This is a genomic window from Paenibacillus sp. NMA1017 (genome assembly GCF_058895805.1).
Window position 1 is genome coordinate 12420 of the sequence record NZ_JBZXYR010000014.1, and the last position, 12691, is coordinate 25110.

At 45.7% G+C, this 12691-nt stretch carries 7 protein-coding genes; 3 read left to right on the forward strand and 4 right to left on the reverse strand.

Features of this window, described 5'->3' with window-relative positions; all coding sequences use genetic code 11:
- Nucleotides 1-122: 122 nt before the first annotated feature.
- Nucleotides 123-1115, forward strand: a complete 993-nt coding sequence (locus tag AC5ELV_RS23305) for a zinc-binding dehydrogenase (RefSeq protein ID WP_493432085.1) — start codon at nucleotides 123-125, stop codon at nucleotides 1113-1115.
- A gap of 86 nt (nucleotides 1116-1201) precedes the next feature.
- Here AC5ELV_RS23305 and AC5ELV_RS23310 read toward each other — a convergent pair whose 3' ends face one another.
- The 3 genes from AC5ELV_RS23310 to AC5ELV_RS23320 form a co-directional block, all read right to left on the reverse strand.
- On the reverse strand, nucleotides 1202-2593 hold the full coding sequence (locus AC5ELV_RS23310; RefSeq protein ID WP_307353728.1) for an MATE family efflux transporter: 1392 nt from the start codon (nucleotides 2591-2593) through the stop codon (nucleotides 1202-1204).
- 275 nt (nucleotides 2594-2868) lie between these two features.
- Nucleotides 2869-4239 carry a glycoside-pentoside-hexuronide (GPH):cation symporter gene (locus AC5ELV_RS23315; protein ID WP_493432086.1) on the reverse strand — a complete coding sequence of 457 codons (1371 nt, stop codon included), beginning with the start codon at nucleotides 4237-4239 and terminating at the stop codon, nucleotides 2869-2871.
- Nucleotides 4240-4266: 27 nt separating this feature from the next.
- Nucleotides 4267-6210: a glycoside hydrolase family 127 protein gene (locus tag AC5ELV_RS23320; RefSeq protein WP_493432087.1), complete on the reverse strand. Its 1944-nt coding sequence runs from the start codon at nucleotides 6208-6210 to the stop codon at nucleotides 4267-4269.
- Nucleotides 6211-6403: 193 nt separating this feature from the next.
- Here AC5ELV_RS23320 and AC5ELV_RS23325 point away from each other — a divergent pair, with 193 nt between their 5' ends.
- Together AC5ELV_RS23325 and AC5ELV_RS23330 are read left to right on the forward strand one after the other, a co-directional pair.
- Complete coding sequence (locus AC5ELV_RS23325; protein WP_493432088.1) at nucleotides 6404-7279, forward strand: helix-turn-helix transcriptional regulator; 876 nt, start codon at nucleotides 6404-6406, stop codon at nucleotides 7277-7279.
- A 110-nt stretch (nucleotides 7280-7389) separates the two neighbouring features.
- Nucleotides 7390-8787, forward strand: a complete 1398-nt coding sequence (locus AC5ELV_RS23330; protein ID WP_493432089.1) for a phytase — start codon at nucleotides 7390-7392, stop codon at nucleotides 8785-8787.
- Between the two features lie 103 nt (nucleotides 8788-8890).
- Here AC5ELV_RS23330 and AC5ELV_RS23335 read toward each other — a convergent pair whose 3' ends face one another.
- Nucleotides 8891-12640 (reverse strand): alpha-L-arabinofuranosidase family protein, encoded by a 3750-nt coding sequence (locus tag AC5ELV_RS23335; RefSeq protein ID WP_493432090.1) that lies wholly within the window; start codon nucleotides 12638-12640, stop codon nucleotides 8891-8893.
- Nucleotides 12641-12691 lie beyond the last annotated feature (51 nt).

The following is a 12691-nucleotide window of genomic DNA, read 5'->3' on the forward strand; positions in this document are numbered from 1 at the left end:
GCTTGGTATGATCATTTATGATACTCACGTTCGATTTTGTTCATTTTACCGGATGCTTGCCGCTCTGTACAATTCAGTGTACATGCAATTGCATCTAAATTCGCACCACGGGAGGTTTTAAAATGAAAGCCGTAATCCATGTCAGCAAAAGCGGCCCTGAGGGCCTGACATATAGAGACATTACGGACAGACAGCCGGGACACAACGAAGTGAAGGTCAAACTCAAAGCCGCAGGCTTGAACCATCGGGATCTGTTCCTCATGGCGGATCGAACAGCCAACGATGCTCCACTCATTCTGGGGTCGGATGGAGCAGGCGTGATTGAGGCTGTGGGTGTTGGTGGTCCAACCTCGCTGGTAGGCACCGATGTAATTATCAATCCATGTATCGGATGGGAGAATACGCATCATGTTCCCTTGGTTCCAGCCATTCTGGGCGGACCTTCTTTTGACGGGACATTCGCTGAATCGGTTATCATCCCTGTTCAAAATGCCATCAGCAAGCCAGCATACCTTTCATGGGAAGCAGCAGGGGTGCTGCCTTTGTCTGCTTTGACCGCTTACCGCGCTCTCTTCACTAGAGGCCAATTACAGCAAGGGGAGCACGTCCTCATTCCCGGTATTGGCGGTGGTGTAGCCACGTATGCCATGCTTATGGCTTTAGCGGCAGGTGCACGGGTCACCGTCACATCACGCAGCGAAGCAAAAAGGCAGGCTGCCCTCGCCCATGGCGCTCATCATGCATTCGACAGCCATAGGGAATGGAAAGAAAGCATGAATGGTGACACCGTGGATCTGGTCCTTGACAGTATCGGTCCTGCTACGTTCGATAAATATTTCGATATCCTCAAGCCGAACGGTCGGATTGTTATATTTGGCGCAAGCTCAGGAGATCGAGTAGAGATCCCGCTGCGGTCTATATTTTTCCCTCAAATCAGTATCATCGGCACCTCTATGGGCAGTGGCGAGGAATTCGCAGCTATGCTTCAGTTCATGGAGCGCCATTCACTCCATCCGATTATAGATAGCGTATTTCCTTTACAAGATACAGCGCAAGCCTTCCACCGTATGCAGCAGGGAGCACAGTTAGGCAATATAGGGATCAGGATGGAGTAAGGGGTCTGAACGAAGTAAGAAAGAAAAAAAATCCACTACCGTAAAATGCCTTCTCCCAGAAGTCAATTTTATGGTAGTGGACCTATTCAGTCGATTAAACGATGCTGGACCCATTTGTTGCCCCGGAAGCGCCAAAGGAAGACGATCCCCCGCACACCCCATTCAATATCCATTGCCAGCCAGACACCCACAATCCCTAAGTTGAACACAATGCCCAAAATATACCCGAGCACCACCCGGCACAACCACATGGACAGCATTGAGGTGAGGGACGTAAATTTTGAATCACCTGCTGCCCTTAACGCAGAGGGTGTAATAAAGGCAATGGACCAGAGCGGAATCTGGGCCAACGTATTAATCAGCATGACAACAAAAATATCATCTACAATTTCGGCAGGCGGATGAAACAGCCCCACCATCGGCTTAAACAAAGGCATCAGAATGAGGCCCATGACAATAAACGAAAAAGACGACAGCCAAATAAACGATTTGGTAAACTTGCGGGCATCCTCGACATTTCGGCGTCCCATGCATTGACCGACCACGGTCACAATCGTAAGAGCCAAAGCATTCGCAGGGATTTGGAATACGTTAGCTAGGGATGAGCAAATGGCATTCGTCGCCAACGCATTTGTCCCCAGGCTCACAATGAAAATTTGGGTTAAAATTTTGCCTCCATTGAAAAACATCTGCTCCGCTGCAAAGGGGAGCCCGATAAACAGAATCTTTTTAAGCATAGCCAGATTAAAATAAAGCATATCTCTAAGCTGAACACGCAAGTCATCATCTACCCTGACCAAATAGATCAACGCGCACACTGCTCCTGCATATCTGGACACATTGACGGCAATCGTCATGCCCAGCACACCCATATCCAATACATTAATGAATACCACATTGAGAAGCACGTATGAGAGGTTCATGATGAGCGAAAGAGCCAGCGATGCCCTTGTCTTCCCAATTCCCCTCAGCGCCCCACACACTGCCTCAACGATTGCAATCCCTACAAAAGACATACAGCTTCCCAGCAGATATACCTTACCGTTAGCTAATACATCAGGCGAGGCGGAACCAAACAGAACACTTAAAATCGGATTGTACAACACGATCATAAACAAACTGATACATAAGGCCAGCAAGGAAACAGATGAAATGGTGCCGGATGCGGCTTTAGAGACCATAAGGTCGTTACCGCTCCCCTTATACTGTGCCACGACAACCGTTCCCCCGGTAGACACTGCAACAAACACATTAATCAGAAAAATATTCAAAGAATCGATCATATTTACAGCACTGACCGCCGCCATCCCCGACGAGCTAATCATTGCCGTGTTCACCAAATTAAGACCCACGATAAAAGCCTGATCAATCAAAAGCGGGATAAACAGCGCAATAATCTGTCGATAATCAATAGACTCTCCTGAAAAGTGCTTATTCAGAAAGCCATGTGTTCTCATCCTTACACTCAGTTGACTCATATCATCACATTCTTTTTCTCAAATTGAAAAAAACCCTTCAACAGAAGAGCCTTCATGGCGAAAAAATGTATAAAGTTGCAAGGCTAGATGTGTCTAGTTCTTGATTCTGTACACTTTTCTCTACATAGAAGTATTACTCCAAAAGAAAATCCTGTCAATGGCTTTGCTCACATTTGAATAGAAAATAATAGAGAAACCTGCTCAGCTCAGTGAACAGGTTTTGGAGCAGCATTATAATGTTTTAATATATCATTAAAACCTTGTTAAAAGAATGTCTATGATCTTCTCGCAATTAAATCTTGTTGAATAGAAGCTTCATTCTTTTCGAATTTTTTATAAAAAAACATAGGAATGATTCCGATCAAGAAGACGATAAACGGCAGCCAGATAAAGCTAAACTGAATGCCAGACAACGCCGTAGGGGATTGAACTTTCCCAGCGATGTAACCGGTGCTGCCCATGATCCATGCTGGCAATAATCCGCCGATTCCGCTACCTGCTTTAATACAGAATGCGCTTCCAATGGAGGTCAGAAAGCCACTTGCCCGGATACCATTTTTCCATTCCCCGTAATCGACTGTATCTGACAACATCGCAAACGGCATAGAACATGCAAAGCCTGATCCTAAAGCACCAATAATCCAGCCGATAATAATGAGGGTTAAGTCTGTACTTCCCATTAAAATCACGACTTGACCCAGCGCAGCTAATATCAATCCGATAATCATAATCGCATTTTTACTTAATTTTCTGGCGAAAAACGGAATCAGAACCATCGAGATCAACTGCAAGGAGGTCAGTCCATTGATTAAAGGTACTAAGTCCTTACTGTCCAGATTGTATTGCAGATAAAAGATTAGCGTTGCTGAACGAATATTCAAACCAATCCAGTAACACAAGTTGGCAGCTACAACGAGCATCCAGGGCCAGTTTCGTTTGATGGCTGTAAAGCTTTTGGCAATGGGAACGGATTTCGTTTTAACTGCTGCATTTTCTCGCAAATCGGCAAAGGCTATGAAAAACATAATAATCGCCATGATTCCAAATAAAACGAGCGTTAAGGAAAATCCTTTTTGATCATTCCCCTGTCCAAAGAAAGCGACCAAAGGTAGCGTAAACGTCGTGGCGATGAAGAAACCTACGTTCCCCCCAACCATGCGAAAGGAGTTCAAGACTACGCGTTCATTAGAATTGGTGCTCAGATTAGGCAAAATAGACGTAATCGGCGTACTGATCCCTGTGTACAGGATGCCGGCTATGATATACGTAATGGCGGCATATGCAATTTTGCCTGACTCACTCCAATTGGGTGTCGTAAACGTAAGGACCATAAACACAGCGAACGGGATCGCTAGCCATAAAAAATAGGGTCTGCTCTGGCCGTATTTTGACTTGGTTCGGTCAATCAGGATGCCCCAAATCGGGGCATCAATGGCATCGATAAAACGGGTGATAAATAGTAATGTCCCGGCAATCCCGATAGAAAGACCGAATACATCTGTATAAAAATATAATAGATAACTGGAAATGACACAGTATAGTAAATTGCCTGCTGTATCCGTTAATGAATAGCTGATTTTACGATGAAAAGGAACGGTACTCTTTGCCTTTTCCGGTGGTTCCGTACTCACAATTCTCGTACTCATGATCTTTCCTCTCCCCATGCGAATGAATTATGATTCATAAACCCATACACGCATTTCCCCTTTGGCCCGATTGCACCAGGCGTAGTAAGGAATGGCGGTAATTTGTTGAGGAACAAATTCAGGAGGCTCCGAGCTATATAATGCATTCGAATTTTTTACCCGGTATCCCTCTATGGTCAGCTTTACAATGCCACCCAGCAGATTTTCGTTGAACTCTTCTGTAATGAGGCTATCCTTCGTCAATCTTAATCCTGCCAAATTCGCCCCATTATCCACTTCTTCCAGACAGAACACGACTGGACCGCGTTGGAGAGCAATTTGCTGCTGGTTCATGGAGACCAGCGGATTGCTCCGAATGCGTTCAACTGGCATAGCCAAATGCAGAGTTACCACATCTCCGTTCTTCCAAGTACGCTGAATCTCGATATAGCCATTTTCCAGATGGTCTAATGATATAGCTTCCCCATTCACCTTCACCTCTGCCTGCTTGCACCACCCAGGAATCCGAAATGCCCATTTGAAGGAAGTCGGCTCTGTTACGTGGATCAAAAAGGTTAGATCCGCATCCCACGGATAATGATGAGTTTGTGTAATTTCAACCTCATGACCAGATAAAGTCAAGTTCACCTTGCTGGCAATGTACAGATGCGTATACAACGTATCATCCGTTTGGGTGTACATATTGTCCTCAACCGATGCAATCATTCGTGCCAAATTGGGCGGACAGCAGGCGCAGAAAAACCATTTTTGCCGTTCTGTTTTTACATGCTCCTGATCTTTTCTGGATTTTTGAAAAGGATTAACCTCCAGCGGATTCACATAGAAAAACCGTTTCCCATCCAGATCCATCCCACTAATCGTTCCGTTGTATAGCGCACGCTCCAGAACATCGGCATATTTCCGGTCTGGCGCTAAGCGCAGCATACGATTGGCCCAAAAGACCAGCCCCACAGAGGCGCAGGTCTCACAGTACATGCTGTCATTGGGAAGATCGTGATGGCAAGTGAACGCTTCCGCGTTTACAGTAGAACCGATCCCTGCGGTGATGTACATTTTGTGATTCGTTACATCATCCCACAGTGTTTCACAGGCTTGTAACAGGGAAGCATCCCTTGTTTTCGCGGCCAAGTCCGCCATCGCAATATACAGATACACCGCTCTTACCGCATGGCCGACTGCCTCTTTTTGTTCCCGCACAGGTTGGTGAGCTTGCTGGTATTCGAAGCCTAAGCCAAAATTAATGTTGTTATCATCATTCCAGGTGGGCTCTGTTTGAATATGTTTTCTCTTTTCTTGTTCCTCTGCAAAGTAAATAGGATGCTGTCCCCGCTGTTCAATAAAATATTGCGCTAATTTGAGATATTGATCCTTTGCAGTTACGTCGTATAATTTGATCAAGGCCAACTCAATTTCTTCATGCCCCGGATAGCCTTTCCGTTTCCCTTCTTCCGTACCAAAAATCTGCTGAATCAGGTCTACGTATTTCTCCATAATGTGAAGAAACTTCGTTTTGCCCGTCGTTTCATAATAAGCAACAGCCGCTTCTATAAAATGCCCTGCACAATACAGCTCATGATTATCTCTTAGGTTCGTCCAGCGATTATTGGGTTCCTTGAGCAGATAGTACGTATTCAGATACCCATCCTCAGCTTGAGCTCTTCCCAACAATTCAATCACTTCATCTGCCCGCTCTTCAAGCGCAGGATTCGGATGATCCCTTAAGCTAAAGGCAACCGTCTCCAGCCATTTGGCAAGATCACTGTCCTGGAAAACAGTTCCATAGTACTCTCCATTGGATTCCCCGGCTGCAATCCTAAAGTTTTCAATCGCATGACTGGGTTCTGTATCTGGTAATTCATCATTTAATGCTTTCCACTGATAAGGAATAACCTCTTCCGCCACAACCTGCTTATACTTTTTCCAAAATAAATCATCAACGATGACATGCTTAACTGGCTTTGCCGTTTTCATTGGATAAACATCCCTTCCTGGAAATAGAACGCTTTCATTTTTGAAAAAATAAGGATAAAGTAATGATAATATCGTACAGGCTAACCTGTGCTCCCCTTGCTACAGTCCTTATTTTATCAACCTAAATTTATAAAAAAAATCGCGATCTTTAACTAAAACTTATACGATTTCACACACAAAGGAGCTGGCTTCCATGAGCAAAACGGACTTTCTATCATTCCTTGTTCCTCCGCTGCCTTATTTCATTGAGGGGAATTTTACTACATACCAAAAAGGGGATTGGCACCCGAATCGGTATAATCTGGGTTATTTTGACGTAATAATCATTAAAGAAGGATTGCTGCACATTGGCGAAGAGGATGAAGTGTGGAAGGTAACTGAAAATTACGCTCTCATTCTTGAACCGGATAAACATCATTTCCCCATTGAGGCATGTACAGAACAAACCTCCTTTTACTGGTTCCATTTTCAAACTACTAGCATGTGGTGCGCACAATCCTCGCCAAATCCTATTATACCTAGCACCCCCATTCCCGAGCTGCATTTCCATTCAGAACATACGACCATTCATTTGCCCAAAATTCAAAAAGTCGTGAATCCACATGAGCTATTTTCGAAATTAGACTATTTACTAGCCTCTACCTTAAAACCTAGAAAACTGGCACTATGGGAGGCCCAACAGACGTTTGTGAATGTTTTTCAGAGTTTGGAGTTTGATCAGAATAATAAAGACAGCTCCTCTAAGTTAGCCGAACAGATCGAAATATACCTAAAACAGAATTACAAAAATACAATCACCAATAAAGATTTGGAGACCCATTTTCACGTACATCAGAACTATCTCGCAAGATGTATGAAGGTCGCCTTCCAGCGCACACCGCTTGAGTATTTAATGGATTATCGACTGGATCAAGGGCGTAGTCTTTTGCTACAAACCGATTGGTCCGTCCAACAAATTACGGAGGAAACAGGATTCTCCCAAGCAAGCTATTTCTCCAAATGCTTTAAAGAAAAATTCGGAATGTCTCCGAAGAATTACAGACAGCAATACTGGAAACCAGTTCATTGATTGCTTACATCGTCTTTATATTCCCTTTACATTTTCATTGTTTTCTTTTGATATTCTCGCTTTATACTGAGTCGGTTATATCATTTGCACTTCAGAAAAGGGGCATACATATGAAGTCAACTAAACTAGCATTATTAGCCATGTTAACGGGGGTTCTGATATCACCAGAACTGACCCATGCGGCAAACATTCGGCTGTCCGGGTATGCACCACTACGAACACAGGCAGATAAAATGGGGGCGACCATTACATGGGACAGTGATGACCAGTCTGTTTTGGTCAAACTGAAAAATGGCATTGTCGGAACCTTTACAGTTGGTGAGAAGGAATATCGTCTAGCTGGACTAACCGGAAAAGCGGACCAGGAAATTAAGATGATGAATGGAAATGTATATCTTCCTACAAAAGTGATTACTGCGCTAGAAGCAGAAAATAGCAAATATGCAGATCCTAAGGACGCAGTTCCTACCTATAAAGTGATCCCTTCTGCCGAAACAGAAGCTGTGGAGGATGGAGAAGACGCAGCCGACGACCCTGCCATCTGGCTCAACCCGGTCGATCCGGAGAAAAGTAGAATTTTAGCAACTAATAAAGGCGGCGGGATTTTAGTCTATGATCTGGAAGGCAAGCAACTGCAAAACATGAAGGTCGGAAAAATGAACAACGTGGATCTTCGTTACGGTTTCACCTTGGGCGGCAAAAAAATGGATATCGCAGGGGCAACCAATCGAACCAACAACACGATCGATATCTTTGCCATTGACGGTGCATCAGGAAAGCTGACCAACGTGGTTGGCAAACCCATTAAAGCATCTATGAAAGAAGTATACGGATTCAGCCTATACCATAGCCTCAAGACAGATAAATTTTACGCGCTCGTGTTGGGCAAAGAGGGTGAATTTGAACAATATGAGCTGACTGATGACGGAAGCGGCAAAATTGCAGGTAAGCTTGTCCGCCAGTTCAAGCTGGCTACGCAATCCGAAGGCATGGTTGCTGATGATGAGTATGGTACGATCTACATCGCTGAAGAGGATCACGCCATTTGGAAGTATAGTGCCGAGCCAGACGGTTCTTCCGAGCCACTGCGACGTGTGGATATTGCAGATGGGCGCAGACTTCACGATGACATAGAGGGACTTACATTGTATTACGGTAAAGATGGCAAGGGATATCTCATGGCCTCCAGTCAAGGAAACAGTAGCTATGCGATCTATGAACGACAAGGCGACAATGCATATATAAGCAACTTTACGATCAGCGCGAGCCCTACCGTTGACGGTACGTCTGTCACAGACGGTATTGATGTTCTTGGCTACGGATTAGGCAAGAATTTTCCTCATGGTATCTTCGTTGCACAAGATGACGAAAATCTTCAAAATGGCAAAAAGTTAAATCAGAACTTTAAAATGGTGCCTTGGGAACGAATCGCTACGGGAGCCCCTACCCCGCTAACGATAGACGATGGCATCAACCCACGTGAATTGGTAAACAGAAGCACGCAGTAATGCCTGCCAAGGGAAATTGACTCAACATTCCGACTCTATTCATAGAAAAAAAGGGGTGTTCCAAAAGCCATAAAACGGCTACTTGGGACACCCCTTTTTGTTTTTAAGCGGGAAAAGGTTTAAGATCCAGCACCAGCACATTTACCGAGTTGGCTGGTAAGTCTAAGAGGACAGAATCCGTATGAAGCGTGATCTGCTGTTCGGTAGGCACTACCTTCTCATCATTCTTCTTGTTCACGTTAGGTACATGAACAAGCGAGGAATCGCCGGTTAGTGTAACCAGCTTAGCGATGGACTCAACCCTCAAATCTTGTAGATTCAGCTGTGTTACCTTATCCACGTTGTCGGCATTCACCAGCTTCACATATACATGCTCAGCATCTTTGGTCACCGAGTTGAACACGTCTCTGTTGTAAGCCTCCAGCTTGTAATCCAGCACTTTGCTGGTTGTCTCGCCGTCGGTGTATGAGCAAATCAGATTGCCGCCCGTTTCACCGCCGTAGTTCACTGTTATGGTGTAGTCCGTGTTGTCAGCCAGCTCTTCATAGCTCGCCGCTCTCAGGTTGCCCGCCGCTGTACTGGAAGAGTAGTCACCCAATGTGTAGCCTTCTTTGCCTTGCTTGTAAACCTTCACGCCGGTAGCCTTGCCGCCATAGCCGATCGCGTATTCGACAACGTCCTTTTTCTCCGCAGCAATATCCGTGAGACCCGCACCCACATAAAAACCGTCCGTGCCGGAAATGCGGGAGGCGACCACCTCTACCTTGTAATTGCTCCAGCTGTCGTTCAAGATGTACAGACCATTCAGACCGCTATCCTGAGCTTTGAGGACAAGCCCCTTGCCTTCCTCCACTGTAGAGCCCACGGAACCGGGAATGACCTGCCATGCTGAATTCAATTCCTGGGTAAAATCTTGATCCAGCAGCACACTGCCGTCCTGATTGGAAGTAACGGTCACACGTTTAATCATAACTTCGGCGTTGCCTGTCGCGATTTCAATTCCACCCTGAGGAATGAGATCCGTTGGCTTGCCGTTTTTGTAAGTAGAGAAAGAAGTGCTCAATACTTTATTCCCCAAATATTTAGCATACATTTGCTGTACATAGTAGTTCGGCGTAAACCACACTGTTTCGTCATCGAACCAGATGCAGTCTGGCGTCCATCTGTAAGTTCCATCTGTCAGCACCTTGTTAAACAGCGGTGCATAGGCAGCCAACCGAACGACATCGGCATTATTTTCGAAGCCCGTCATCACCGCTGCCTCTGCTACAGCACCTGCCAATGTATTTTTATCCGTTGAGGCGTATTCCCCGACAAAAACCTTTGATGTCGCTTTCCAATTGATACTACCGTCCGCGTTATAAGCTCTGTAGTAGTAGTTATAGCGGTCGACGTTATTCAGCAGGTACTCGTTAGAACGATAATAGTGCTCGTCTGCAATGGTGTCCATATAGTCTTTTTGCTTCTCATACCAGGTCACGGTTTCTTCCGTCACCTGGTTACCATCTGCAAAAGCAACCTTAGCCGAACCGGTCATATTACCACTTAAAAACTTCCAGCCCTGCTGATATGCATCGTCATCTGCTTGAGCGCCAACCGTGGAGATGATGTGCAGCTCATAACCCGGATAGTTTTTCTCCATATACTCATCAATCGACGTTTTGAACACTTCAAAGTTGGCGAAGAACTCTGTGCCCCAGTTCTCGTTACCCACGCCCAAATAACGCAGATCAAACGGAGCTTCATGGCCCATTTTTTTACGCATAGCAGCCCACTCATTATGTTCAAAATCCATACTAATCGCAAAGTCGATCAGATCCGTAAAGTTCTTAATATAGTGTTCTCTTAATGCGCCTCCAGCCGGATGAGCGTAATCGGAACGAGCTTGACAGAGCACCCCACAGGCCATAACCGGAAGCGGAGCTGCATTCAGGTCTTCTGCCAACTGGAAATACTCCATATAACCAAGGCCCATGGTCATCATATAGCCCCATACATTAAAGTTTTCCTTGCGCAGCTCGATATCCCCAATCGATTCCTTCCAATCGTATACGTTTTCCCATATAAACGAACCCTCGGAAATACAACCACCTGGAAACCGCAAAAATTTCGGATGCATGCCAACCAATGCGTTCACCAGATCTTTTCTCAGTCGGTAGTTAGGGTTACCCTGGAAGTTAGCATGTGCCGATGGGGATTGCTCTTCCTCTCCTGCGCCCCATACATCTTGTGGGAATAAAGAAACCATATCAACCGAAATGTCCCCTTCAAATGTAAGCGCCAGCTGTCCAAGAACCGTAGCCGAGCCTGTCAGCACAAGCTTGGAATCGATGCCGTACTTCTTCCACGTGTTTCCGCCTTCCACCTGTATCGTAACCGAATCACTAATAGCCTTTTCATTCGAGTCTTGCAGTTGCAATGTGATTGTGCCCGCTGAATTGGCCTTCGCCCAGATGGTAAACTCATACTTGGCACCCTCTTGGATGGACATGGCACAATTCTGGTTAGAATCCGAAAAGCCCTTGTTCCGAATCGTTGCACCATCCGCTACCGTCACATAATAGGAGTTCACTTCTTTGTCTTTTGCGCCTAAAAACTCATTTAATCCACCACTATGTTGTGGAGTCATCTTGTCCGTATCACCAGACCAGGCGAACAACGGGTTCCGGTTCCGTCCTGTAGAGCAGCCGCATTCACCGGAAGCATGGGAATACGTATCAAACTCGAAAGATTCAAAAGAGCGATTCTGAACGAGTTCTGCATAAATCCCGCCATCTGCCGCGTTATTAATGTCTTCATAGAACAAGCCGTACATCACTTCGCTGACATCCAGTACTTCCTTATTTCCATGAATGGTCAGCGTGTACGGAGGCAGCTGTTCAGGAAGAACGGATACTTCAAAGCTTTCTTCAATCTGGCTTAAGCCCTTCGTTAATAAAGCTGTGACGGTAACCCCTTGTGCGGAGGTAATCGCCTGCACCTGCCCATTGTCAGAGAGTATACTAGGTTGGCTGGATTTCCAGATCACTTCTACTCTTCCGCCCATCAGAACGGTTGGCAGAGATAAGTCCTTGGTCACAATCGTCGTTGGAAAGGACAAATATTTATCTCTGGCAAGCTTCACGATCTCTTCATCTGTCAACGAATCGCACATGACCTCAATGACTTCATCCGCCGTCAGGCCTGCTTTATAAATTCGAAAGTCTGAAACGGAGCCGGCAAAGTCTACATCCGCCGCATGCTGGGAGCGACCGATAAAATTATTGCTGTAGTTGGACGAGTCTGTAAACGTTTCGAACCATTTACGCAGCTTGGCATAGTTGCCGCTGGAAGTTTGGCTGATGGAACCGTCCGCTACTACCTCACCATTGACATATACCACCGGACCCGCGCTGCTTAATGTGCCGCCTTCCGTGCCGATCACAGACAGGGCTATGTGCATCCACTCATCCCTGACAAAGCCTCTTCCCGGGTCTACGGACAAATCCGCCTCGTTGAAAAGGGTTCCGCGCAGATTCCGTGTCATGAACATATAGGGTCCTGTATGGGCTTTACCAAAGTCAAAGACACGTTCCCACATATCTGTGAATCTGCCGAAGTTGACCCAAGCAGTAACCGTCACACCGGTGTTATCGCTTACATCTTTGAATAGATCGGAAGGAAGCTGGATATACGATGTACCGTTGGGGCCACCCTCAAGCGTCAAAGCTGCTCTACCGGTAGCATGGGAAATCGTAGGTGTTACTGTGCCTGAAGCAACCCCATCGTTACCTTGCCCTGAGCTATCTTTGCCGACGTTCTCTACATCATCAAACTTGTAACGCGCAATGATTTGATCTTGGAATTTGGTCATCTTCGTTGCTCCTATACCTGTAGTTTATTAATGTAATGACTAATTAGTTAA